This window comes from Spiribacter pallidus (assembly GCF_040838495.1).
In the GTDB taxonomy this organism is placed as follows: Bacteria; Pseudomonadota; Gammaproteobacteria; order Nitrococcales; family Nitrococcaceae; genus Spiribacter; species Spiribacter pallidus.
The window spans coordinates 63,893-87,143 of sequence record NZ_JBAKFM010000002.1; the positions used below are offsets into that span (position 1 = coordinate 63,893).

General features: G+C 66.4%; 22 protein-coding genes. 11 read left to right on the forward strand and 11 right to left on the reverse strand.

Annotated elements, in window-relative coordinates:
* The first annotated feature begins 11 nt into the window (after nt 1-11).
* Complete coding sequence (gene phaR / locus V6X73_RS03635) at nt 12-503, forward strand: polyhydroxyalkanoate synthesis repressor PhaR (protein ID WP_367958964.1); 492 nt, start codon at nt 12-14, stop codon at nt 501-503.
* A gap of 85 nt (nt 504-588) precedes the next feature.
* On the forward strand, nt 589-1,335 hold the full coding sequence (gene phbB, locus V6X73_RS03640) for an acetoacetyl-CoA reductase (RefSeq protein WP_367958963.1): 747 nt from the start codon (nt 589-591) through the stop codon (nt 1,333-1,335).
* Between the two features lie 250 nt (nt 1,336-1,585).
* Here the strand turns inward: phbB and V6X73_RS03645 are convergent, their stop codons facing one another.
* Genes V6X73_RS03645 through V6X73_RS03655 form a run of 3 tightly spaced genes read right to left on the reverse strand, consistent with a single transcriptional unit; the run spans nt 1,586 to nt 4,823 of the window.
* Complete coding sequence (locus V6X73_RS03645) at nt 1,586-2,602, reverse strand: alpha/beta fold hydrolase (protein WP_367958962.1); 1,017 nt, start codon at nt 2,600-2,602, stop codon at nt 1,586-1,588.
* The gene (locus V6X73_RS03650) at nt 2,599-3,354 is read right to left on the reverse strand and encodes a poly(R)-hydroxyalkanoic acid synthase subunit PhaE (protein ID WP_367958960.1); all 756 of its coding nucleotides are present in this window, start codon (nt 3,352-3,354) and stop codon (nt 2,599-2,601) included. Before V6X73_RS03650 ends, V6X73_RS03645 begins: the two co-directional genes overlap by 4 nt.
* 50 nt (nt 3,355-3,404) lie before the next feature.
* On the reverse strand, nt 3,405-4,823 hold the full coding sequence (locus V6X73_RS03655; RefSeq protein WP_367958959.1) for a M48 family metalloprotease: 1,419 nt from the start codon (nt 4,821-4,823) through the stop codon (nt 3,405-3,407).
* 174 nt (nt 4,824-4,997) lie between these two features.
* Between V6X73_RS03655 and V6X73_RS03660 the strand changes: the two genes are divergently transcribed.
* Nucleotides 4,998-6,104, forward strand: a complete 1,107-nt coding sequence (locus V6X73_RS03660) for an AI-2E family transporter (protein ID WP_367958958.1) — start codon at nt 4,998-5,000, stop codon at nt 6,102-6,104.
* Here V6X73_RS03660 and V6X73_RS03665 read toward each other — a convergent pair.
* From V6X73_RS03665 to V6X73_RS03675, 3 genes are read right to left on the reverse strand one after another with little or no spacing between them, the layout of a single operon-like run.
* A complete protein-coding gene (locus V6X73_RS03665; RefSeq protein ID WP_367958957.1) occupies nt 6,101-7,417 on the reverse strand; it encodes a PhoH family protein in 1,317 nt (438 codons plus the stop codon). The two genes, V6X73_RS03660 and V6X73_RS03665, sit on opposite strands and share 4 nt — an antisense overlap.
* A 3-nt stretch (nt 7,418-7,420) precedes the next feature.
* Entirely contained in the window at nt 7,421-7,897 is a 477-nt protein-coding gene (locus V6X73_RS03670; RefSeq protein WP_367958956.1) for a peroxiredoxin, read from the reverse strand.
* Between the two features lie 11 nt (nt 7,898-7,908).
* Nucleotides 7,909-8,442: a glycine cleavage system protein R gene (locus V6X73_RS03675; RefSeq protein WP_367958955.1), complete on the reverse strand. Its 534-nt coding sequence runs from the start codon at nt 8,440-8,442 to the stop codon at nt 7,909-7,911.
* A 136-nt stretch (nt 8,443-8,578) separates the two neighbouring features.
* Here V6X73_RS03675 and dapA point away from each other — a divergent pair, with 136 nt between their 5' ends.
* From dapA to V6X73_RS03715, 8 genes are all read left to right on the forward strand, one after another.
* Nucleotides 8,579-9,454: a 4-hydroxy-tetrahydrodipicolinate synthase gene (gene dapA, locus V6X73_RS03680; RefSeq protein WP_367958953.1), complete on the forward strand. Its 876-nt coding sequence runs from the start codon at nt 8,579-8,581 to the stop codon at nt 9,452-9,454.
* Nucleotides 9,451-10,074 carry a hypothetical protein gene (locus V6X73_RS03685; RefSeq protein ID WP_367981393.1) on the forward strand — a complete coding sequence of 208 codons (624 nt, stop codon included), beginning with the start codon at nt 9,451-9,453 and terminating at the stop codon, nt 10,072-10,074. The genes dapA and V6X73_RS03685 overlap by 4 nt, the downstream gene beginning before the upstream one ends.
* 5 nt (nt 10,075-10,079) lie before the next feature.
* Nucleotides 10,080-13,979, forward strand: a complete 3,900-nt coding sequence (gene purL, locus V6X73_RS03690) for a phosphoribosylformylglycinamidine synthase (protein WP_367958951.1) — start codon at nt 10,080-10,082, stop codon at nt 13,977-13,979.
* A 75-nt stretch (nt 13,980-14,054) separates the two neighbouring features.
* Complete coding sequence (msrP, locus tag V6X73_RS03695; protein WP_367958950.1) at nt 14,055-15,032, forward strand: protein-methionine-sulfoxide reductase catalytic subunit MsrP; 978 nt, start codon at nt 14,055-14,057, stop codon at nt 15,030-15,032.
* 6 nt (nt 15,033-15,038) lie between these two features.
* Nucleotides 15,039-15,689 (forward strand): protein-methionine-sulfoxide reductase heme-binding subunit MsrQ, encoded by a 651-nt coding sequence (locus tag V6X73_RS03700; RefSeq protein ID WP_367958949.1) that lies wholly within the window; start codon nt 15,039-15,041, stop codon nt 15,687-15,689.
* The gene (locus V6X73_RS03705; protein WP_367958948.1) at nt 15,682-16,011 is read left to right on the forward strand and encodes a putative signal transducing protein; all 330 of its coding nucleotides are present in this window, start codon (nt 15,682-15,684) and stop codon (nt 16,009-16,011) included. The genes V6X73_RS03700 and V6X73_RS03705 overlap by 8 nt, the downstream gene beginning before the upstream one ends.
* Nucleotides 16,008-17,960, forward strand: coding sequence for an ABC-F family ATP-binding cassette domain-containing protein (locus V6X73_RS03710; protein ID WP_367958947.1), 1,953 nt, complete (start codon nt 16,008-16,010; stop codon nt 17,958-17,960). The genes V6X73_RS03705 and V6X73_RS03710 overlap by 4 nt, the downstream gene beginning before the upstream one ends.
* Before the next feature lie 112 nt (nt 17,961-18,072).
* Complete coding sequence (locus V6X73_RS03715; protein WP_367958946.1) at nt 18,073-19,284, forward strand: ABC transporter substrate-binding protein; 1,212 nt, start codon at nt 18,073-18,075, stop codon at nt 19,282-19,284.
* 120 nt (nt 19,285-19,404) lie between these two features.
* Here the strand turns inward: V6X73_RS03715 and V6X73_RS03720 are convergent, their stop codons facing one another.
* Genes V6X73_RS03720 through V6X73_RS03740 form a run of 5 tightly spaced genes read right to left on the reverse strand, consistent with a single transcriptional unit; the run spans nt 19,405 to nt 23,173 of the window.
* The gene (locus tag V6X73_RS03720; protein ID WP_367958945.1) at nt 19,405-20,337 is read right to left on the reverse strand and encodes a branched-chain amino acid ABC transporter permease; all 933 of its coding nucleotides are present in this window, start codon (nt 20,335-20,337) and stop codon (nt 19,405-19,407) included.
* Nucleotides 20,337-21,197, reverse strand: coding sequence for a branched-chain amino acid ABC transporter permease (locus V6X73_RS03725; protein WP_367958944.1), 861 nt, complete (start codon nt 21,195-21,197; stop codon nt 20,337-20,339). Before V6X73_RS03725 ends, V6X73_RS03720 begins: the two co-directional genes overlap by 1 nt.
* 6 nt (nt 21,198-21,203) lie before the next feature.
* Nucleotides 21,204-21,908, reverse strand: coding sequence for an ABC transporter ATP-binding protein (locus V6X73_RS03730; protein ID WP_367958943.1), 705 nt, complete (start codon nt 21,906-21,908; stop codon nt 21,204-21,206).
* Nucleotides 21,905-22,687: an ABC transporter ATP-binding protein gene (locus V6X73_RS03735; RefSeq protein ID WP_367958942.1), complete on the reverse strand. Its 783-nt coding sequence runs from the start codon at nt 22,685-22,687 to the stop codon at nt 21,905-21,907. Before V6X73_RS03735 ends, V6X73_RS03730 begins: the two co-directional genes overlap by 4 nt.
* A gap of 18 nt (nt 22,688-22,705) precedes the next feature.
* Entirely contained in the window at nt 22,706-23,173 is a 468-nt protein-coding gene (locus tag V6X73_RS03740) for an FKBP-type peptidyl-prolyl cis-trans isomerase (protein WP_367958941.1), read from the reverse strand.
* Nucleotides 23,174-23,251 lie beyond the last annotated feature (78 nt).

A 23,251-nucleotide genomic window follows, 5' to 3' on the forward strand; every position in this document is an offset into this window, starting at 1 on the left:
GAGCTGGACTGATGGCCGAAATGCGACTGATCAAAAAGTATCCCAATCGGCGGCTGTATGACACGGCCATCAGCAGCTACGTCACGCTCGAGGACGTCAAGGCGCTGGTGCTCGACGGCGTGGAGTTTCAGGTCAACGATGCCAAATCCGGTGAGGACCTCACCCGGACCATTCTGTTGCAGATCATCAGCGAAGAGGAGGAAGGCGGCGAGCCGATCTTCTCGAGCGCGTTGCTCGCGCAGATCATCCGCGCCTATGGCGGCAACATGCAGACGCTTTTGACCACCTATCTGGAGAAGTCCATGGAGCTGTGGGCCGATCAGCAGCGTGAGCTGCGCGATCGGGCCCGCTCGTTCATGGATGTCAGTAATCCGGTCCAGGTGCTCTCGCAGATTGCCGAGCAGAATCTGAGCATGTGGCAGCAGGCCATGGACAGCTTCAAACCCGATCAGGGCAGCGCCCGCGATCGATCGAAGGATGCCTCGGACGATCAAAAGGACTGATCCGCTGCGTTGACAGGGGTCATGACGCCTCCCTATGATGCTGCGCAACATAACTTGTTGCGACGCACAAATCCGGGAGGCAAAGATGACGCAGCGACTGGCACTGGTAACCGGCGGCGAGGGTGGAATCGGCACAGAGATCTGCCGACAACTGGCCGCCCAGGGGCGTCGCATCGTCACGACCTGCCTCGACCCCGAGCAGGAGAACATCGAGCAGTGGGCGCAGAATCTCCGCGATGAAGGCATCGAAGCGGACTGGGTGGTCTGCAACGTGGCCGACTACAGCGCCTGCGAGGCCATGGCCGAGGATGTACGCAAGCGTTTTGGCGAGGTGGATATCCTGGTCAACGTCGCCGGCATCACCCGCGACGGGTTTTTGCACAAAATGGAAAACGAGCAGTGGCGCTCGGTGATTGATATCAACCTCTCCGGGGCGTTCAACGTCACCCGGCAGTTCGTGGCCGGCATGCGTGAGCGGGGCTTCGGCCGCGTGGTGAATATCTCGTCGGTCAACGGCCAGACCGGCCAGTTTGGCCAGACCAACTACTCCGCCGCCAAGGCCGGACTCCACGGCTTTACCATGGCGCTCGCCAAGGAGGGGGCACCTAAGGGCGTGACGGCGAATACGGTCTCGCCGGGGTATGTCAAAACCAGCATGACCGCGGCCATGCCCGATAAGGTGCGTGAGGCGATTGTCGGCCAGATCCCGGCCGGCGACATGGGCGAGCCCGCCGACATCGCCCGGGCAGTGCGCTTTCTCTGTGCGGATGAGGCCGGCTACATCAACGGCGCCAACCTGCCGGTGAACGGCGCGCTTTTCTGCAGCTTCTGATCATCGCCGGGGTGCTGCAGCGCAGCATCCCGTGGCGAAAAAAGGGGAGACCAGGTCTCCCGTAGAAGTGCACCCTCATGCGCGGGGTGCTTTGTCTGTGGGTCATCACCTGTCAGGACGTGCCGGTGGCGCGGCCGGTGGACCCGCTCCTCCTCTTGGCGCTCTATCGTTGTGATAGATGACGTTAATGTGACCTTATGTCGGACGCAAGCCCTTCTTGTGATGCGCTGCGACACGGCGGCGCGGTTGTTTAAAGGGTCTGCAGCCAGTCCAGTAACGCCGGATAGAGCCGCCGATGGGCCTCGGCACTGATGAACAACCCCAGGTGACCGCCCGGCAGGGTGGTGGTGGTGCACCGTCCGGTGACATGCCGCTCGAGTGCCGCGGCGGCGGCCGGCGGGACCAGGTGGTCGTCCTCGGCCAGCGCGTTGAAGACCGGACAGCCGATCCGATCGAGCCTCACAGGCTGCCCATCCAGCATCAGCCCGCCCTCCACCAGGGCATTGTCCTGGTAGATGGCCCGGGCAAATTCGGCAAAGGCCTGGCCGGCCAGATCCGGGCCGTCATACATCCACCGCTCCATGCGCATGAACGCCTCCACCGCGGCCGCGTCCGCATCGGCCAGGGCGGTCAGCCCGCCATAACGCTGCGGACCTAGGGCAAAGGGCTTGAGGCTGGCAAAAACGGCCGCCATGCCCTGGCCCGACGGGTTGCCGGTGGCCTGGACCAGGGCATCGAAATCGATGGCCCGAGCCAGTGCGGCCAGCTGATCGCCGTCGGTGCCGGTATCCACCGGCGTCGCCAGCGTGGTGAGGCTGCGACAGGGCTGAAGGGCGGCATGGCAGAGCGCCAGCACACCGCCCTGGCATACCCCGAGCAGGTGGGGTGATTGATCATGGGCGTTGCCGATCCAGGCCACCGCCTCGGCAATATCGCCCAGGATGTAGTCGGCCAGCCTCAGATAACGCCGGGCCGCCCCCGGCGGATGCCAGGCGAGCAGATAGACGCACAGCCCGCCGTCGACCAGACGCCGGACCACCGAGCGCTGCGAACTGAGATCGAGGATGGCGGGTCGGTTGACCAGCGAGTAGATGATCAGCAGCGGTGGCCTGTCGCCATGGCCATAGCGATACAGCGTGGCGTTGTCGGTCTCGGTGACCGGCTCGGCAGGCGTGACCGGCTGGTTGGCGCCATCCAGCCGTGCGGCCCGGGCCAGGGCCCGCTGCAGCTCCGGGGCGGCACCGGGGGTGTCGGTCGGCCGGGTCACGATGGATGATCCTGGCCGGCTTTCAGGGCCTCGATTTCGGCACGCAGCGCGGCGATATCCCGCCGATGTCGACGGCGCTGACGCTGCAGTTCGGCGCTGATGTCCTCCATTCCGCGGCTTGAGGGCAGCCCCAGGCTCTCCAGCGTCTCATCGGCGAGGGCCTTCAGGGTCTCCACCAGATGGCTCCAGGCGTTCACCAGCGCGGCGATGCGATCCTGGGTCTGCGCCCGAGCGAGCCAGGCCTCGTATCGCGGCTCGGCCGTCTCGTTCCAGCACTGGATCAATGCCCCGGGCTCGGCGGTACTGGCCCCTAGATCCTCGCCGTAGCGCTGGATCAGCGCCTCGCGAAAGGCGGCGAGGCAGGACTCGGTCAGATCGGTCAGGCCCTCGAGATGCGTGGCGAGGGCCTTTTGATAGATGTCACTGCGCTCGGCCAGCGACCGCAGCAGGGTCTGCCGCCGCGGATACGGGCCCAGGGCCGGGATGTCGCCGATATCGGTATCCGGCAGCACCGGGCCGATCATCCGCAGGGTATCCGCCCAGTGTTTGAGCAACGCATCCAGACTGTTGCCGCGTTCGGCCTGCGCGGCGCGCTCGGCGTCGATGGCCGCTACCAGGCGATTGATGGCCTCGGCCGGGCTGCGGGCCGATTCCATTGCCTCGGCGCTGCGCAGCAGTAGCCGGCCAACCCCCAGCGGATCGGTCCAGTCGCTGCCGTTGTGCGCATTCCTGTGATCGTCTGGCCCGGCCATTCAGTCCTCCCCCCGACGGATGACATGCTACACCGGCGTCGGGGCCGGGTTCAGCCATCGGGTGCGATGCGTGACTCCCAGCGCTCGCGCAGCGCCCGGGCACGGGCCATCTGGTTGGGCGTGGCGGTGGCCGGATCAAGCCGCTTGAGCTGCGAGAGCCCCGCCTGGGTATCCCCCTGCACCGCGTAGTACTGGGCCATGGCGAGCGCCGATTCGTCATCATCGCCGGCGGCGCTTGCCGCTCGGGCGTGCAACGACCAAACCTCGGGGGCATTGGGCTGTTGATGGCTGAGGGTGCGGGTAATGGCGAGGGCCTTGTCCGGTCGGCCGCTTTGCAGATGCACCTCGACCCGGGTGAGGGTCAACGCCGGGTGGTCCGGAAAAAGGCTCAGGCCGCGGTTCAACTCGGCCAGTGCCGCCTCGGGGGCGTTGTCTGCCATGGCCGCCTCGGCCCGGGCAAGCACCAGCAGGGCATGTTCGGGTTGTTCCGAGGCCAGGGTGTCGAGCAGACGCCGGGCCCGGTCCACATCGCCGGCGCGGATCCGCGCATAGGCGAGCCCGTAGCGGTTGCCCCGATCGGGTTGTGATTGCACGCGGGCGGCGAAGGCCTCGACGGCCTCGTCGGGATTCTCGGCCGACAGCACCCGGGCCCGGGCGCGGATGAAGGCGTGATCCGGGCTTTCGAAGATCTCGCTAGGGGCAATGGAGCGGGCGATGGCCCGGGCATCGGCGATGCGGGCCTCGGTCAGCGGATGGGTGCTGAGAAAGGCCGGGGGCTGGCTGCGATAGCGGCTGTCGTCCATTAGCACCTGAAAGAAATCCGGCATGCCCTGGGGGTTGAGGTCGGCCCGGGCGAGGATGCGCATCCCCACCCGATCGGCTTCGCGCTCATGGTCCCGTGAGTAGGCCAACTGGCTGTCGATGCCGCTCGCCATCCCCGAGGTGGCGGCGGCCATGCCCGCCTGGGGGTTTTGCGAGCCGATCAGCAGCCCGGCGAGCACCAGCGCCGTGGTGCGCAGGTTCACCCCCTGGGTGGCCGCCACGCGCCGGGCGATATGCCGCTGGGTGACGTGGGCGAGCTCGTGGGCGATCACCGCGCCCAGCTCGCTTTCATTGCGCGAGGCGGTGATCAGCCCGCTGTGGACCCCTACATAGCCGCCGGGCATGGCAAAGGCATTGATGCGCGGGTCATCGACCACGAAAAACCGGTATGCCGCCCCCGGCATGTCGGTGGCGGTGGCGATGCGGGTGCCAAGATCGCGCACATAGGCGTTGATTGCCGGGTCGTCGACAAGCGCGACCTCGCGGCGGATTTCGCGCATCATCTGCTGGCCGATGCGGGCTTCTTCCTGGCTCGAGAGCACCCGAGCGGCCGGGTCGCCGAGCTCTGGCAGCGACAGATCCAGGGCGGCGGCGCTGCCGTGGGCAAACGCCAGAATGGCCACCAGCACGATCCACCCCGGCGCCATTGGGCGTCGTGGCGGTGACAGGGGCGGCGCGGCGGGCGAGTGTCTGGGCATCAGGCAAACCGTTGTGGTGGTCGGGATCGGCGGCGGGGGCATCGTCTCAGACCCGAGCGGGTCGCCCACGTTCCCCTGCCGGCCGGGATTGTGCAAAAGTATACCCCGCAACCGGAGGTTATCGTGTCGACACCCATGTACACCGTCAGAGACTGGATCCATCGCCACCTGAGCGATCCCCAGGTGGTTAGCCTGGCGTTGCTGCTCATCGCCGCCGTGGCGGTGGTCACCCTGCTGGGCAGCATGCTGGTGCCGGTGTTCGCCTCGATCGTGCTTGCCTATCTGCTCGAGGGGGTGGTGCGGGTGTTGACCCGTCATGGCGTCGGTCGGCGCTGGGCGGTGCTGGGGGTGTTCCTGCTCTTTCTAGTGGTCCTCGGGGCGGTGTTTCTGGCGCTGCTGCCGACGGTGGTCAATCAGGTCGTGCAGCTTGTCGAGAGTCTGCCGGCGATGCTCGAGCAGGGCCAGGCGGCGGTGCTGCAGTTGCCCGAACTCTATCCCGAGTACTTCTCGGCCGATCAGGTCGCGGCGCTGCTCGATACCATCCGCCGCGAGGCGATCGCCTATGCCCGCTCGATTGCGGCGTCGTTTTCGTTTGCCTCGGTGGTCAGCGTCATCACCCTGGTGGTCTACACCATCCTGCTGCCGGTGCTGATCTTTTTCTTTCTCTGGGACAAGGGCAAGATTTTGAGCTGGATGGGGCGCTTTCTTCCGCGTCACCACGGCCTGGCCATATCGGTCTGGCACGAGGTGGATCTGCAGATCGGCAACTATGTCCGTGGCAAGTTCGTCGAGGTGGCCATCCTCTGGTTCGGCAGCTATCTGACCTTCCTTTTTCTGGGCCTCGACTTTGCCATGCTGCTCGCCCTGCTGGTCGGGCTGTCGGTCATCATCCCCTATGTCGGGGCCATTGTGGTGACCCTGCCGATTGCCATTGTGGCGTACTTTCAGTTTGGCGCCAGCAGTGAGTTCATGTGGGTGTTGATCGCCTACGCCATCATCCAGGCCATTGATGCCAATGTGCTGGTGCCGCTGCTGTTCTCCGAGGCAGTCAACCTACACCCGGTGGCCATTATCATCGCCATCCTGGTCTTTGGCGGGATCTGGGGGTTCTGGGGGGTATTTTTTGCCATCCCCCTGGCAACTGTCATCCAGGCGGTGATGAATGCCTGGCCTCGGGCCACGGCGGACGAAACGCCCGCAGGCGCCGATCCTCAGGCGCCGACCGGCTAGAGCACGTCGCTGGCATGGGCGGCGAGACGCGAGCGCTCGCCGCGGGTGAGGGTCAGGTGGCCGCCATGGGGCCAGTCGGCAAAGCGCCGGATCAGATAGGTCAGCCCCGAGGTGCTCGGGGTGAGTAGCGGGGTGTCGATCTGGCCGAGGTTGCCCAGGCAGACGATCTTGGTGCCCGGCCCGGCTCGGGTGATGAGGGTGCGCATCTGCTGCGGTGTGAGATTCTGCGCCTCATCCAGCACCATGAAGCGGTTGAGCAGGGTGCGGCCGCGCATGAAGTTCAGCGAGCGCACCCGGATGCGGCTTTGCAGCAGATCCTGGCTGGCCGCCTGACCCCATCGGCTGCTGCCCGCCGAGCCGCTGCCGCCGCCCGGCGCGGCCAGGATCTCGAGGTTATCCATCAGCGCGCCCATCCAGGGCGTCATCTTCTCCTCCTCGGTGCCGGGTAGATAGCCGATGTCCTCGCCGATGGCCACCGTCGCCCGGGTCATGAGGATCTCTTCGTAGCGCTGTGTCTCCAGCGTCTGGGCCAGGCCGGCCGCCAGGGTCAGCAGCGTCTTACCGGTGCCCGCCGGGCCCAGCAGGGTAACGATGTCGACCTCCGGGTCCATCAGCAACTCCAGGGCCAGGTTCTGCTGCCGGTTGCGCGGATGAATGCCCCAGACCGATTCGCCATCGGCGCTTCGGTCGGCGACCGGCACCAGCCGGTGCTCGCCCAGCCGCTCGCCGACCACCCGCCAGCTGCGGGTCGCATCGACGACAAAGCTGTTCACCGGTGGCGCCGGCTGTTGGCTGTCGCAGTAGGCCTGTGGCTCGGTATCCGGGGGCAGCGTGACCACGCCCGAGGGCAGCAGATCCGGGTCGTCCACGGGGCCTTCGCCCTGATGGTCGATGGCTGCCAGGCCGAGTACCCGTGCCTGGATTCGCAGGTTGATATCCCGGGCCACCAGGGTGACCCGCACATCGGGGTGGGTGTGCACCAGCTGCCGGGCGGCGGCCAGAACCGCGGTGTTACGGGCCTCGGCGCTGGGTGGTCGGGTTGTCTGCGCCTCGTCGAGAAAATACAGCCGGCCCAGGCCGTCGCCGAGCGGCAGTCCGCGATCGAGCGAGGCCGGGTCCACGCCGGCCAGACGCTCGTCGAGAAAGCGCGCGGCCTGCAGCGCGTTACGGGCTTCCTCGCTGTTGCCGTGGCGGGCGGCATCCAGGCCGTGGAGCACCGCGAGCGGCAGGTAGATGTCCTGCTCGGCAAAGCGGAAAAGCGCCGCCGGGTCATGCAGCAGGACCGAGGTATCGAGCAGACAGGCCCGACGCATGGCTCAGCCGGCCTGCTTGGCCTGCAGGGCCTCAAGCACCGCCTCGGCGTGGCCGTCCACGGCCACTTTGCGCCATTCCGCTCGCAGCACCCCCTCCGGGTCGATGACAAAGGTACTTCGCTCGATCCCCCGGGCGGGTTTGCCGAACATGACTTTGTCCTTCATCACGCCAAACAGGTTGCAGACCTGCTCTTGCTTGTCACTGAGCAGCGGGTAGGGGAAGTCGTGCTTGGCCCGGAAGTTAGCCAACGCTTTGGGGCCGTCCCGCGAGATCCCCACCACCTGGGCGTTGAGTGCGGCAAAGCGCCGGTCGAGGTCGCGGAACGCCTGGCCCTCGACGGTGCAGCCCGGGGTACTGGCCTTGGGGAAGAAAAACAGCACCACCCAGCGCCCGCGGTGGTCAGCGAGCCGCCAGGTCTCGGCGGTGTCGGTGGGGCATTCAAAATCCGGGACCGGGGCGTCGAGGCGGATGTCGCTCATCGCAAAGCTCCTTAGAGTTTGGCCGGCTCGATGATGGCATCGAGGTTGAGTTGGTCGCAGAGGTCCATGAATTCCTCACGCAACCGGGCGATATGCTGGCTGGCCGCCACATCGACGGTCATGTGCACCTGAAACATCGGCGTACCGGTATGGGCGGTGGTGTAGGTGGTGGTGGCCATCTCGCGGATGTTGATCCCGCGCGTCGAGAAAAACCCGGCGAGGTGCTGGACGATACCGGGGTGGTCGATCGAGACCACTTCGACGGTGTAGGGCAGGCGATTGCCCGAGGGCACCGCCGTGGTGGTGCGCTTGGCGTTGATCTGCAGATTGAGCCGCCGGCCGGCGGCGGGCAGCCCGGCTTCGAGCTTGGCCAGCTCGTTCCAGCGCCCCTCCACCATCATGACCATGGCCACATCGGCGCCCAGCACGGTCATGCGCGAGTCCTCGATGCTGCAGCCCGACTCGGTGATCAAACCGGCCAGCTCATCGATGATGCCCGGGCGATCATCGCCCAGGGCCGAAATAACCAGAAGATTCGTCTGCATGGTTTTGCCCGATGCTGTCCCTGCGCACCCCTGTCAAAGGCGGTGAGGATATCATGTCGGCGGCCATGATCCGCTTGTCAGCCCGGGGGTCCGGGGCTACCATCCGCGCATTGATCCACCGAGAAAGGATGAGGCGATGTTTCAGGGCAGTATGGTCGCGATGGTGACCCCCATGCGGGACGATGGCGCCCTGGATGAGCGTGCCCTGGAGCGGCTGGTCGAGTTTCATGTCAGCCACGGCACTGATGCCATTGTCGCGGTGGGCACCACCGGTGAGTCGGCGACACTGGATCATGACGAGCATGCCCATGTCATGCGCCGTACCGTCGAGATCGCCGATGGCCGGATCACCGTGATGGGCGGCTGCGGTGCCAACTCGACCTGGGAAGCCGAGCAGCTCACCCGGGTGGCGATGGAGGCCGGCTGTGCCGCCGCGCTGCTGGTGACCCCGTACTACAACAAGCCCACCCAGGAAGGGCTTTATCAGCATTTCAGCCACATCGCCGAGGCGGTGCCCATGCCGCAGATCCTCTACAACGTGCCGGGGCGCACCGGGTGTGATCTGCTGCCCGAGACCGTGGATCGGCTGGCCGAGATCAGCAATATCGTCGGCATCAAAGAGGCCTCGGGCAGCCTGGAGCGGGCCGAAGAGGTCATCGAGCGCTGTGGTGACCGGATCGATGTGTACTGCGGCGAGGATGCGCGCAACCTGGCGCTGATGAACGCTGGTGCCAAGGGCTGTGTGTCGGTGACCGCCAATGTCGCCCCGGATCTCATGCACCGTATGTGTCTGGCCGTGCTCCAGGGCGATGCCACCGAGGCCGAGGCGCTGGACGCCCGGTTGGCGGCGTTGCACAACGCGCTCTTTCTCGAGACCAATCCGATCCCGGTCAAGTGGGCGCTGGCCGAGATGGGGCTGATCGGCCCCGGCATGCGGCTGCCCATGACGCCGCTCTCTGAGCAGCACCACGAGACGGTACGTCAGGCGCTGAAACTGGCGGATGCGCTGTGACGCCAACCGGTTTGCAGTCTCGACGTTGGCCCACGGGCCTGGCGCTGATCGGATTGGTCGCCTTGCTTGGCGGCTGCAGCTGGATCGGGGGTGCCCCCACCGAGGCCGAGCGTCTTGCCGAGCGGCTTCGCACGCCGCCGGATGTGTTGTCCACTGCCACCGCCGAGGCCCGGGACGAGGATATGACCGAGGCCATCGATCGGCTCTCGACAACCGCCACCGGCGCCGATGGCCAGCCGGACGCCTCGCGGCTGACCGAGGCAGGGTCGTTCGTGGCCCTGGATCTGGGGCTGCCCCGGCAGCCGGCCTGGGCCGTGGTCGGCCGGGCCCTGGAGCGCAGCGGGTTTTCGCTGATCGACTCGGACGAGTCGGCCCACATCCACCGCATCCGTTATGACAGCGGCGTGGCACCGGAAATTGCCGCCGACAGTGGCGATCTGTTCGATGGCCTGGCGTTCTGGCGCAGCGAACCCGACCCGGGGGTGGTGACCTATCAGGTGCGCATCGACGAACGCGGCAAGGGCTCGCGCGTACAGGTCGTGACCGATAATGGCGATCCGGCGCCCCGCGGCGCGGCCCGCCAGGTGCTGGCAGTCCTGGCCGAACAGCTCAAGCCCTGACCGTCATGTGGGTACTGCTCGCCGATACCCCCGCCCAGCCGGTGGCGGAGCCGCGTCTTGTCGAACGGGCCCGGGGGGCCGAACCGCGTCTCGACACGCTGTGGGTGCGCACGCTCTATCTAGTGGATGCCCCGCAACCGCTGGATGATGCTCACCACCAGAAGCTCCAGTCACTGCTCGATGCCCGGCCGGTGACTCCGGCGGATGGCCTGGATGAAGCCGCCGGCGGCCAGGTCTTTGTCACGCCACGGCTTGGTACCCTCTCGCCCTGGGCCAGCAAGGCCACCGAAATCGCCCGGCAATGCGGGCTTGATGGGGTGCGGCGGGTCGAGCGGGCGGTGGTCTATCGCGCCTGCGATGCCACCGGCGACGGGCTTGCCCTGGCCCCGGGCGGGGCGCTTGCCGATGCCTTGCATGACCGGATGACCGAATCGGTACTCGGCGAACTGGCCGCCGCCGAGGCGCTTTTCGCCACCCAGTCGCCGCGGCCGCTGCAGCGGATCGATCTCAGCGGCGATGGCCGGGCCGCCCTCGATCGCGCCAACGCCCAACTGGGCCTGGCTTTGTCCGCGGATGAAATCGACTATCTGCTCGATAACTACCAGGCGCTGCAACGCGATCCCACCGATGTCGAGCTGATGATGTTCGCCCAGGCCAACTCCGAGCACTGCCGGCACAAGATCTTTAACGCCGACTGGGTGATCGACGGGCAGCCCATGCCCCATTCGCTTTTCGCGATGATCCGTCATACCCATCGCGAGCGCCCCGACGGGGTGCTTTCGGCCTACAGCGACAACGCGGCGGTGATCGAGGCCGGCTGTGTCGATCGCTACTGGCCGGACCGCGACGGTGCCTACCATCACGTCGATGAGCCCGCGCACCTGGTGATGAAAGTCGAAACCCACAATCACCCCACGGCCATTTCGCCCTTTGCCGGCGCGGCAACGGGCGTGGGCGGCGAGATCCGCGATGAGGCCGCGACCGGCCGCGGGGCACGGACCAAGGCCGGGCTGGCGGGTTTTTCGGTCTCGAACCTGCGCATCCCGGGCGCCGAGCAGCCCTGGGAGGTCGACCACGGGCGGCCCGACCGGATGGCCTCGGCCTATGAAATCATGCTTGATGGCCCGATCGGGGCGGCCCGCTACGGCAACGAGTTCGGCCGCCCGCAGCTGGTCGGGTATTTTCGCACCTACGAGCAGACCGTCCCCGATGTCGAGGGTGAGGCGATCCGCGGCTATCACAAGCCGGTGATGATCGCCGGCGGCATGGGGGCGATTCGCAGCCATCAAATCGACAAGGGCAAGGCACCGGCCGGTTCGCCGCTGGTGGTCCTGGGCGGGCCGGCCATGCTGATCGGCCTGGGTGGTGGCGCCGCCTCGTCGGTGGCCAGTGGTCAGAGTGACGAGGCGCTGGACTTTGCCTCGGTGCAGCGCAGTAACCCCGAAATGGAGCGTCGCTGTCAGGAGGTGATCGATGCCTGCTGGCGTCTGGGTGAGCACAACCCCATCATCGCCATCCATGATGTCGGCGCCGGCGGGCTTTCCAACGCCCTGCCGGAGCTTCTGGATGATGCCGGTCGGGGCGGGCGCATGAATCTGCGTGACATCCCCTGCGCCGAGCCAGGGCTCTCACCGCTCGAGATCTGGTGCAACGAGGCCCAGGAGCGCTACGTCCTGGTCCTCGACAGCGCCCGGCTCGAGACGTTCTGCGCCCTGTGCCGGCGCGAGCGGGCCCCCTGTGCCGTGGTCGGCGAGGCGACCGAGTCGCCGCAGCTGGTACTGGCCGATGCGCGGGACGAGGACAACCCGGTGGATATCCCCATGGCGCTTTTGCTGGGCAAGCCGCCGCGGATGCAGCGCGATGTCCGCCGGGCCGGGTCAAGCCTGCGGCCGCTGGATCTGGCCGGGGTGAGCCTGGCCGAGGCCATGGACCGGCTGCTGCGCCTGCCCACTGTGGCCAGTAAAGGCTTTCTGATTACCATTGCCGATCGCACCGTGGGCGGGTTGACCACCCGCGACCAGATGGTGGGGCCCTGGCAGGTCCCGGTGGGGGATTTTGGCCTGACCCTGGGTGACTACAGCGGCTATCGGGGCGAGGCCATGGCCATGGGCGAGCGCAGTCCGGTGGCGCTGGTGGATGCCCCGGCATCCGGGCGCATGGCCATTGGCGAGGCGCTGACCAATCTGATGGGGGCGGCGGTCGGCCGGCTCTCGGCGGTGAACCTCTCGGCCAACTGGATGGCCGCCTGCGGGCACCCCGGTGAGGATGCGCGGCTTTATGACACCGTCGAGGCGGTGGGACGGGCGCTCTGCCCGGCGCTTGGCATTGCCATCCCGGTGGGCAAGGATTCGCTTTCGATGAAAACCGTCTGGCAGGCCGGCGATCAACAACGGACGGTCACCGCGCCGTTGACGCTGGTGGTCTCGGCCTTCGCGCCGGTGGCGGATGCCCGCCGGGCGGTGACGCCCCAGCTGGCGGCCCGGCCGGACAGCCAACTGCTGTTGCTGGATCTTGGCGGGGGACGCCGTCTGGGCGGCTCGGCCCTCGCCCAGGTCTACGGGCAACTCGGTGACAAGGCGCCGGATCTGGATGACCCGGCGGCATTCCGGGCGGGTTTTGACCTCGTCCAGCATCTGCTTGGCCATGATTGCATCCTGGCCTTGCACGATGTCAGTGACGGCGGGTTGGCGGTGACGCTGGCCGAGATGGGATTTGCCGGGCGTCAGGGGATAGCGGTGGATTTATCCACCCTCTCGGACGATCCCCTGGCGGCCGCCTTTGCCGAAGAGCTGGGCGTGGTGCTGCAGGTCGCCGATGAGGCACTCGAGGCGGTGCAGACAGCCGTTGAGGCCGCCGGGCTCGAGCAGCGGTTGTACCGGCTGGGCCGGCCGATCGCCGCTGAGCATCTGGTGATTCGCCACCATGGCGCGGTGGTGCTCGACAAGGCCTTGGGCGAGCTGGAACAGGCCTGGCACGAGACCAGCTATCATATGCAGTCGCGGCGGGATGATCCGGACTGTGCCGGTGAGGCCCACCAGGCGTTGGCCGATCGCGACGACCCCGGGCTGCGGGCGGTGCTCAGCTTTGACCCGAGCGAGGATCCGGCGGCGGCTATGGTCAATACCAGGGTCCGTCCCCGGGTGGCGGTGCTGCGCGAACAGGGGGTGAACAGCCACATCGAGATGGCCGCGGCGTTCGAGCGCGCCGGTTTCGAGCCCCGGGATATCCACACCACCGATCTGATGGCCGACCCCGGCCGGCTCGAAGACTGCCAGGCCCTGGTGGCCTGTGGCGGGTTCTCGTATGGAGATGTCCTGGGTGCCGGTGTGGGTTGGGCGCGGACGATCCGGTTCAACCCGCAACTGCGCGATGCCTTTGCCGGTTTCTTCGACCGGCCGGATACCCTGGCACTGGGGGTCTGCAATGGCTGTCAGATGTTGTCGGCGTTGCGCGGGATCATTCCCGGCACCGAGCGATGGCCCGATTTCAAGGCCAACCGCTCGCGGCAGTACGAGGCCCGACTGGCGATGGTCGAGGTGCTCCCCTCGCAGTCGCTGATGCTCGGTGACATGGCCGGCTCGAGACTGCCCATTGTGGTGGCCCACGGCGAAGGCCGGGCGGTCTTTTCGACCGATGCCGGGGCCCGGGAAGCCATCGATGCCGGGCAAGTGGGCCTGCGCTATATCGATGCCGCCGACCGACCCGCCGAGGCCTATCCAGCCAACCCCAACGGCTCGCCCCTGGGGGTGACCGGGCTTTGCAACGCCGACGGCCGGATCACCATCATGATGCCGCATCCCGAGCGGGTCTTCCGCACGGTGCAGCATTCGTGGCACCCCGAGGAATGGGGCGAGGATGGCCCCTGGCTGCGGCTCTTTCGCAACGCCCGACGGGCGCTGGGATGACCGGCGCTTGATTCGCGACTGAACTCCGGCGAAGGTGCGGGGCTCGAAGCGTGAAACACCAGTGGGGTTTGTCTGATGCTGATCAAAAAACGCCGCGCCAGCGATGTGCTGCCTTCGGAGATCACGCCGGAGTCCATCTACCGCGACCGCCGACGCTTTCTGCGCACCTCGGCGTTGGCCGCGGCGGGGAGCCTGCTGGCTCCGGGCTGGAGCCTCGCCAAACCCATGGAAGCGCTAGAGCCACTGGGTGAGCTGCCGGCAAGCGAGTTCAGCACCGACACACCGGCCAATACCTACGAAGAGATCACCACCTACAACAATTTCTACGAGTTCGGCTCGGGCAAGGAAGACCCCATGCGCCTGGCCCCCGGTCGACTCGAGCACCGGCCCTGGACGGTGACCGTCAGTGGCGAGGCCGAGAACACCGGCGAGTTCGGCTTTGACGATTTTATGCGTGGGCTCACCGTCGAAGAGCGGATCTACCGACTGCGCTGTGTCGAGGCCTGGTCCATGGTCATCCCGTGGGCCGGCGTCCCGCTGGCCGAGGTCATCCGCCGGGCGCGCCCGACCTCGCGGGCCAAATATGTGAAGTTCTACACCGGCTATGACCCGCAGGTGTTTCCGGCTCAGGCGGCCCGGGGCATGGGTTTTCTCGCCAGTATCGACTGGCCCTACACCGAGGGGCTGCGCATGGACGAGGCCATGAATCCGCTCACCCTGCTGGCCACCGGGCTGTATGGCAAGGAAATGCCGTCGCAGAACGGCGCGCCCATCCGTTTGGTGGTGCCCTGGAAATACGGGTTCAAAAGCATCAAGTCGGTGGTGCGCATCCATTTTCAGGAGACCGAGCCCGAGGCGACATGGAACCAGCTCGCCCCCCACGAGTACGGCTTCTATGCCAACGTCAATCCCAACGTCGACCATCCGCGCTGGAGCCAGGCCCGTGAGCGACGCATCGGCGAGTTCTTCAAACAGGACACGCTCATGTTCAACGGCTATCAAGAGGAAGTGGCCCATCTCTACGCCGGCATGGACCTCAGCAAGCATTACTGACGGCGGATGCGCGGCGGGCAGCCGGTGATGGGCGCGGCGACGCTGGCTCGTACGCCCTCGCCGGCCGGCCTGCGGGCGCTGCGCGTCGGGCTCTTTGCCGTGGCCGGGCTACCGGCGATGATGCTGGCGGTCGGCCTGGTGCAGGGGGAGCTGGGCGTCAATCCGGTCGAGACCCTGCTGGATACCACCGGTATCTGGGCGTTGCGATTCTTGCTGGCGACCCTTGCTGTGACCCCGATCCGCTGGTTGACCGGCGCGGTCTGGGTGGTGCGCCTGCGCCGGCAGGTGGGGCTGTGGGCGTTTTTCTACGCCAGCTGCCATTTTGCGGTATTCGCCGTTTTCGATCATGGACTGGCCCTCGCGCCGATGATCGAGGATATCGCCAAACGGCCGTTCATTCTGGTGGGCATGAGTGGGCTTTTATTGATGCTGCCGCTTGCCCTGACCTCGACCCGTGGCTGGATCCGGCGGCTGGGTAAGCGTTGGCGGCAGCTCCACTGGCTGGTCTATCCGGGGGCGGTGCTGGGGCTGGTGCATTTTTTCTGGCTGATTCGCGCCAACCGCTGGACCGAACCATTGATCTATGCAGCGCTCCTGGCCGTCTTTCTGGGCTGGCGCGCGTGGCGGCGACGAGGTGTAGCCTTGCGGGATGGATAAAACAGAGGGCAATCTGGAGCGCGTCTTGACGGTCGCGGACCCGCTCATCGCCGGTCATCTCGAATCCATCCTCAGCGAGCGCGGCATCCATTGCCATGTCCGTAATCGCCATCTGGTCGGTGGTGCCGGCGAAATCCCGCCGCTGGAGGCCTGGCCGGAGATTTGGGTGGACGCCGAGGATGCCGCCGCAGCGCGGCGACTTATCGACGAAGTCCTCGAGCCCACCGGCGCGGCAGCCGAATCCTGGGTCTGTCGCGGCTGCGGCGAGACGATTGAGGGGCAGTTCGCGCAGTGCTGGCGCTGCGGGGAGTATCCGGATTGATCCAGCTGAACAACATCACCCTGCGTCGCGGTCCCGACCCGCTGCTCGAGGGCGCGCGGCTCACCGTCCACGCCGGCAGTAAGGTGGGCCTGGTAGGGGCCAATGGCACCGGCAAGAGCACGCTTTTCGCCCTTTTGCGCGGCGAGATGGGAGTGGATGAGGGGGATGTTTCGTTGCCCGCCGACTGGCGGGTGGCCTGGATGGCGCAGGAGACACCGGCCCGGCCGGAGTCGGCCATTGATTTTGTGCTCGATGGCGATACCGCGCTGCGCCGGGCCGAGGCCGAGGTGGCGGCCGCCGAGGCGAGCGGCGCCGGCGAGCGGATCGCCCATGCCCACGTCGAGCTGGAAAACGCCGGCGGTTATGATGCCCGGGCCCGCGCGGGTGTGCTTTTGCATGGTCTGGGCTTTGCGCCGACCGAGCACGACCGTCCGGTCGGGGAGTTCTCCGGCGGCTGGCGGGTGCGGCTCAACCTGGCCCGGGCACTGATGGCGCCGTCGGATCTGCTGCTACTCGACGAGCCCACCAACCACCTGGATCTCGAGACGGTGTTGTGGCTTGAGCAGTGGCTGCAGGCCTATCAGGGCACCCTCATCCTGATCGCCCACGACCGGGATTTTCTCGATCACGTCGCCGAGGAGATCGTGCACATCGAGCATCGCCGCCTGAACCGCTACAGCGGCAACTACACCGCCTTCGAGCGTCAGCGCAGCGAGCGCCTGGCCCAGCAGCAGGCGCTGCACGAGCGCCAGCAGCGCGAGATTGCGCACATGGAGGCGTTCATCAACCGGTTTCGGGCCAAGGCCACCAAGGCCCGTGCCGCCCAGAGCCGCATCAAGGCGCTCGAGCGCATGGAGCGGGTGGCCCCGGCCCATGTCGACTCGCCCTTTACCTTCGAGTTTCCGCCGGCGCCACGGGCAGGCAACCCATTGCTCAACCTCGACGATGTGGGTCTGGGCTATCGACAGCGGCCGGTGCTTGCCGGACTGCGGCTGGGGTTGGCGCCCGGTGATCGAGTCGGGCTGCTGGGGCGCAATGGCGCGGGCAAATCGACCCTCATCCAGGCATTGTCCGGGGACCTGGCACCCCTTGCCGGTCAGATCCGCCGGGCCAGGCAACTCAAAGTCGGCTATTTTGCCCAGCATCAGCTCGAGCAACTGGACGCCAAGGCCTCGCCCGTGGTCCATCTGCAGCGACTCAGTCCCGATGCCGAACCGCAGCGCCTGCGCGACTTTCTGGGCGGGTTCGGTTTCAACGGTGATCAGGCGCTGGCGCCGGTGGCGCCGTTCTCTGGCGGCGAGAAGGCGCGTCTGGTGCTGGCGATGCTGGTCTGGCAGGCGCCCAACCTCTTGCTGCTCGACGAGCCCACCAACCACCTGGATCTGGAAATGCGGCATGCGCTGAACCTGGCCCTGCAGGGGTTCGAGGGCGCTGTGGTGGTGGTCTCTCACGACCGGTACCTGCTCGAGAGCACCGTGGCCGATTACTGGCTGGTGGCGGATGGGCAAGTGACGCCGTTTGACGGGGATCTGGATGACTATCGCCGCTGGCTGGCCCGGGACGAGCGGCAGAAGCGCCGACAGGCCCGGGCGGGCTCGTCGGTGGAGACCCCTCCGCCGGCGCCGGCGGCGGCCGGTCGCGGTCGTCAGGCGCGCCGGGCGCAACGCCAGGCGGTGGCCGATGCCAAGGCCGCGCTGCGTCCGGCGCGTCGTCGGGTGGATCAGGCCGTCGAGGCGCTGGAGCGGCTTGACCAGGCGCTTGCCGATCTTGAGGGCCAGCTCGCCGACCCCGCGCTCTATCAGGACGAGGGCAATGACCGGCTCCAGGCGCTTTTAAAAGAACAGGGCCAGCTGCGGCAGGCCCGGGATGCGGCCGAGGCCGAATGGATGGCGGCCGAAGCCTCGCTGGAGGCGGCGGAATCCGAAGCGGCCGACCAGGCCCGCGCCTGACGGTGGGGATGCCTTGGGCGGATGCCTGGGTGTGTTTTGCGAATGCGTCCGTGGCTGAGTATTCTCGGTCGAGCTGATCAAAAATCCACAACCATCCAGCGGAGTGTTGGACATGAAGACAAACGGCAAACTCGCGGGCGCCGCCGGCGCCCTGTCTGTGCTCATGGCCGCCGGCGCGGCCCAGGCCGAGCTCAAGGTCGGCGCGCTCATGCCCATGACCGGCGATTTACAGGCCTACGGCGAGAGTTCGCGTAACGGCGTTGAGCTTGCCATTAGCGAGATCAACGACGCCGGCGGGGTCATGGGCGAGCCGGTGGTGCTCGAGGTCTCCGATACCCAGACCGAACCCCAGGCCGGTGTGGATGCCGCGCAGCGGCTGGTCTCGGTTCAGGGCGTGTCGGCTATCGTCGGGGCGTTGTCCAGCGGCGTCACCATTCCGGTGGCGAGTAGTGTCTCGTCGGTGGAGGGCGTACCACAGATCTCTAACGCCTCGACCTCGCCGGTGATGACCGATCTCGACGACAATGACTTCCTCTTCCGCACCACGCCGTCGGATGCCTTCCAGGGTGTGGCCCTGGCCTCGGTGGCGGTGGAAAACGGCGTCGACAGCGCGGCGATCCTGTATATTAACAACGACTACGGTGAGGGGCTTGCCAACGCCTTTGCCGATGCCTTCGAAGCCGCCGGTGGCACGGTGGTGGGCAGCAACGGCTACGAGCCGGGCCAGGCTTCGTATCGCGGCGATCTCAGCGCGGTCTCGGACGGTGAATCGCCACTGCTTTTGATCGGCTACCCCGAAAACGGCCAGACCATCCTGCGTCAGGCGCTGGAGGGGGGGTACTTCAGTGACTTCTTCTTCACCGATGGCATGAAGTCGCCGGTCATCGTCGAGAACCTGGGGGCGGAGTTTCTCAACGGCAGTTTCGGCACCGCCGCCGAAGCCCGCGCTGATACCGATGCCGCGCAGCATTTCCGCAGCGCCTACGAGCAGGCCTATGGCGAGGTGCCGCCGGTGCCTTACATCGATACCGCCTATGATGCCGTCTACAGCATTGCGCTGGCCGCGGTGGCCGCTGACAGCACCGATCCGGCGGCAATCCGTGATCATCTGCGGGCCATCAACGACCCGGATGGCGAGATCGTCGGCCCGGGCGAATTTGCCGAGGCCGTGGATCGGCTTGAAGCTGGTGAGCCGATCAACTACCAGGGCGCCTCGGGCAGCGTGGACTTTGATGCCAACGGGGATGTCGGCGGCACCTTTGCCCACTGGGTAATCGAGGACGGTGAATACCGCACCCTCGAGATCTTCGAGCCAAGCATGTAACCGGCCGACCGGGTTTGGGGGTGCCCGTTGCGGCGCTGGCCACCGCGCCGGCGTGTCAGTGACGGGCAACCTCCGGGCGCGGTTGAGCGTGGTTGGCGGGTCCTGAGCGGTCCGTCGTCGCTAGCGTTGTTCGCCGGGCATGGGCGGACGGCGCTCCGGCAACATGCCCTGGGGCCGGCTGACCAGGATGATCTGCAGCAACACCCCGATGAGGAATACCCGAAAGGCGCTCTCGCTGCCGATCAGATCCGTGGGCAGCACCCCGGCAAGCATCTCGGTGGATGACCAGATCAGCCAGACCACCAGCGCCCCGAGGATGGCGCCCAGGTTGTTGCCGCTGCCCCCGGCGATGAGCATGACCCAGACCAGAAAGGTGCCGTAGAGCGGGCGGAAGGCCTCGGGGCTGACAAAGCCGACAAAGTGGGCATAGAGCCCGCCGGCCAGCGCCATGATGCACGAGCCCACCACGAATGCCTGCAGCCGGAACCGGGCGATATCCTTGCCCGCGGCGGCGGTGGCCGGCTCGTTGTCGCGGATGGCCCGCAGAACCCGGCCCCAGGGCGAACGCCGGGCCATTTCGACCAATAGCCAGATCAGCGCGACAAAGGCGGTGACGATCAAAAGGTAGCCGCCGTTGCCCGTGCCCAGGGGTTTCTCGATGCCGGGGATGCCCCGCACGCCGTTGGTCAGCCATCCCTCGTTGAGAAAGAAAAGCCGGATGATCTCGGCGATCCCGATGGTGGCAATGGCCAGATAGTCGGTACGCAGTCGGGCGGTGATGCGGCCGACCAGCCAGGCAATGGGCAGGCAGACCAGGACCGTCGCGGCCAGCCCCAGCAGAAACGGCAGACCGAAGCCGCCCAACCAGGTCGGCGATGACCCGGTGGTCAGGATGGCGCTGGTGTAGGCGCCCACGGCAAAAAACCCGGCAATGCCGATGTTGAACTGCCCGGTCATTCCCCATTGCATGTTCAGCCCCAGCGCCATGATGGCGTAGATGCCCACCAGGTTGAGGAAGAAAAGCCCATAGGCGAGCAGACCTGCCAGATCCATCAGACCGTCCCCTTGATAATGCCTTGGGGCCGGAAAACCAGCGTGGCCACCATGATGGCAAAGGCCACCGCGGGTTTGTATGAGCCCGGAATGATTAGTGTCGAGAGCTCCATGGCACAGCCGATGACCAGCCCGCCGAAGATCGCGCCGTAGGGCCGGCCGATGCCGCCCAGGATGGTGGCGGCGAAAATCGGCAGCAGCAGCGTCCAGCCCATCACCGGGTGGAGCCGCGTATCCATGCCCAGAAACACGCCGGCCGCCGCGGCCAGTGCGCCGCCGATGGCCCAGGTGGCCATGATCACCCGGTCGGCCGGGATGCCGGTGATCAGCGCCAGGTTCATGTTGTCGCTCATCGCCCGCATGGCCTTGCCGAGCCGAGTGCGGGTGAGGAAAAGATGCACGGTGACCACCAGCCCGGTGGCGGCCAGAAAGATCAGCAGATGATCGGGTTTGAGGGTAAAAGGCCCAATCCGCCAGGGCAGCTGGATACCGGTTTCATAGACCTGATTGCTGCTGCCCCAGATCATCTGGATCAGCGAGCGCAGCACCAGCGCCGTGGCAAACGAGGAGATCAGCAGGATCACCGGCTGGACACGGCGGATGCGCCGATAGACCAGCTGATCGATGGCCACCGCCAGCCCGGCGGTCGCCGCCATGGCGACGGGCAGTGCCGCGAGCACCGGCAGGTTGAACACCGTGACGACACTCAGGGCAAAGTAGGCGCCCACGGCCATGAAATCGCCGTGGGCAAAATGGGCAAAACGCAGCACCCCGAAAATCATCGTCGCCCCGACCGCGCCCAGGGCCAGGATGCTGCCCAGCAGAATGCCGTTGATCAGTAGCTGGATGACCTCAACCATGATTGTTTATCCGCCCAGAAACATTTCCGCCACCTCGGGATTGGCCAGAAGGGCGGGGCCGGTGTCTTCGTATCGATTCTCGCCGGTGGCGAGCACATAGCCACGGTCGGCGATGGCCAGGGCCTGACGGGCGTTCTGCTCGACCATCAGCACGCCAATCCCCAGGTGGTTGACCTCGCGAATGCGCTCGAAGGTCTCATCAATCAACCGCGGCGACAGCCCGGCGGTGGGTTCGTCGAGCATCAAAAGCCGCGGCTCGACCATCAGCGCCCGGCCCATGGCCACCATCTGCCGCTCGCCACCGGACATCACGCCGGCCTGTTGGTTTCGGCGCTCCTTGAGCCGAGGGAAGATCTCGAAGACCTTCTCGAGCCGCGGGCGATGATCGCCGCGCAGGGCATAGGCCCCCAGCTCGAGATTCTCCAGCACGCTCAACGACGGAAAGACGTTGGCTTCCTGCGGGACATAGGCGATGCCCCGGGTGACCATCCGCTCGGGGGGGCGATTGGTGATGTCCTCGCCCTGATAATGGACCCGGCCTTCGCGGATGGGCACCAGGCCGAAGACCGCTTTCATCGCCGTCGATTTGCCTGCGCCGTTGGGCCCGACAATGACCACAATTTCATCGGCGCCCAGCCGAAGGTGGGTGTTGCGCAGGATATCCACGCCCCCATAGCCGGCGTACAGCCCCTGGGCATCGAGCAGGCTCATGTACCGGTCCCCGTCTGGCCGCTACTGCCGGTGCCCAGATAAGCCTCGCGGACCTGGGGGTTCTGTCGCAGGCTGGCCATATCCCCCTCGGCGATGAGCTCGCCGTTGGCCATCACCATGACCGGGTCGCACAGCCGGGCGATCAGATCCATATCATGCTCGATCACACAAAAGGTATAGCCGCGCTCGCGGTTGAGTCGCTCGATGGCCTCGGCGAGCTTGCCGAGCAGAGTCCGGTTGACGCCGGCGCCGGGTTCATCAAGCAAGACCGCCCTGGCATCGGTCATCATGGTCCGTCCCAGATCCAGCAGCTTTTTCTGGCCGCCGGAGAGGTTGCCGGCCAGCTCGTCCCGGACGTGGTCGATTTCGAGAAAGGCCAGGACATCATCGGCCCGGCGCAGGATTTCCCGGTCTTCGCGGACCACTTTCCACCAGCTCAGCCAGCTTTTGAGCAGGTTTTCGCCGCGCTGGGCGGCCGGCACCAGCATGAGGTTCTCGCGCACCGTCATGCGGGAGAACTCGTGGGGGATCTGAAAGGTGCGGACCAGGCCTTTGTGGAAAAGCCGATGGGTGGGCAGACCGGTGATGTCCTCGCCCTGCAACCGGATAGCGCCGCTGTCGGGCGGGATGCTGCCGGCGATGATGTTGAAAAGCGTCGACTTGCCCGCGCCGTTGGGCCCGATCAAGCCGGTGATGCTGCCGGTCGCGACGGTGAATGAGACCTCGCGGACTGCCTGCAGACCACCGAATGCCCGCGAAACCCGCTCGATCTCGATCACCTTGTCGCCCCCGGGTGTTTACTCGCCGTGCACGTGGCCGTGCTCGATTTCCTCGTCCGAGGCCTCACGAACGTCCGAGACCTTGACCTTGAAGTTCAGGGTCTGGCCGGCGAGGGGATGGTTGGCATCGACGGTCACCTGATCACCGCTGACCGCCGCGACGGTCACTACCTGGGTGCCCGACTGGGTCTGGGCCTGAAAGCGCATCCCGGCCTCGATGTTGTCGACGCCTTCGAACATGCTGCGTGGGACGTCCTGCTGCAGCCGGTCGTCGCGCTCGCCGTAGGCCTCTTCCGGTGGGATGCTGACATCCACATCGTCGCCGGCCTCGCGGCCCTCGAGGGCTTTTTCGAGTCCGGGGATGATGTTTCCTGCGCCATGCAGATACTGCAGTGGCTGGCCCTCCGGCGAAGCGTCGATGACCTCGCCCTCGGTGTCGCGCAGGGTGTAATCGATGGCAACCACCGCGTTGTTTGCAATCTGCATGAAAACCTCTGAACCATTGATTGAGCGCGTAGTGTAAACGCCCGGATTATGGCGAACAAACGATCGCCACTGGTCATC

Bases quoted from the DNA above. Each gene is read 5' to 3' on its own strand.
- V6X73_RS03715 (WP_367958946.1), top strand. From the start codon at position 18,073: ATGAAGACAAACGGCAAACTCGCGGGCGCCGCCGGCGCCCTGTCTGTG.
- V6X73_RS03740 (WP_367958941.1), bottom strand. From the start codon at position 23,173: ATGCAGATTGCAAACAACGCGGTGGTTGCCATCGATTACACCCTGCGC.
- V6X73_RS03700 (WP_367958949.1), top strand. From the start codon at position 15,039: ATGCGCGGCGGGCAGCCGGTGATGGGCGCGGCGACGCTGGCTCGTACG.
- V6X73_RS03675 (WP_367958955.1), bottom strand. From the start codon at position 8,442: ATGCAGACGAATCTTCTGGTTATTTCGGCCCTGGGCGATGATCGCCCG.
- purL (WP_367958951.1), top strand. From the start codon at position 10,080: ATGTGGGTACTGCTCGCCGATACCCCCGCCCAGCCGGTGGCGGAGCCG.
- V6X73_RS03730 (WP_367958943.1), bottom strand. From the start codon at position 21,908: ATGAGCCTGCTCGATGCCCAGGGGCTGTACGCCGGCTATGGGGGCGTG.
- msrP (WP_367958950.1), top strand. From the start codon at position 14,055: ATGCTGATCAAAAAACGCCGCGCCAGCGATGTGCTGCCTTCGGAGATC.
- phaR (WP_367958964.1), top strand. From the start codon at position 12: ATGGCCGAAATGCGACTGATCAAAAAGTATCCCAATCGGCGGCTGTAT.
- V6X73_RS03655 (WP_367958959.1), bottom strand. From the start codon at position 4,823: ATGGCGCCGGGGTGGATCGTGCTGGTGGCCATTCTGGCGTTTGCCCAC.
- V6X73_RS03705 (WP_367958948.1), top strand. From the start codon at position 15,682: ATGGATAAAACAGAGGGCAATCTGGAGCGCGTCTTGACGGTCGCGGAC.
- dapA (WP_367958953.1), top strand. From the start codon at position 8,579: ATGTTTCAGGGCAGTATGGTCGCGATGGTGACCCCCATGCGGGACGAT.
- V6X73_RS03650 (WP_367958960.1), bottom strand. From the start codon at position 3,354: ATGGCCGGGCCAGACGATCACAGGAATGCGCACAACGGCAGCGACTGG.
- V6X73_RS03665 (WP_367958957.1), bottom strand. From the start codon at position 7,417: ATGCGTCGGGCCTGTCTGCTCGATACCTCGGTCCTGCTGCATGACCCG.
- V6X73_RS03725 (WP_367958944.1), bottom strand. From the start codon at position 21,197: ATGGTTGAGGTCATCCAGCTACTGATCAACGGCATTCTGCTGGGCAGC.
- V6X73_RS03720 (WP_367958945.1), bottom strand. From the start codon at position 20,337: ATGGATCTGGCAGGTCTGCTCGCCTATGGGCTTTTCTTCCTCAACCTG.
- V6X73_RS03670 (WP_367958956.1), bottom strand. From the start codon at position 7,897: ATGAGCGACATCCGCCTCGACGCCCCGGTCCCGGATTTTGAATGCCCC.
- phbB (WP_367958963.1), top strand. From the start codon at position 589: ATGACGCAGCGACTGGCACTGGTAACCGGCGGCGAGGGTGGAATCGGC.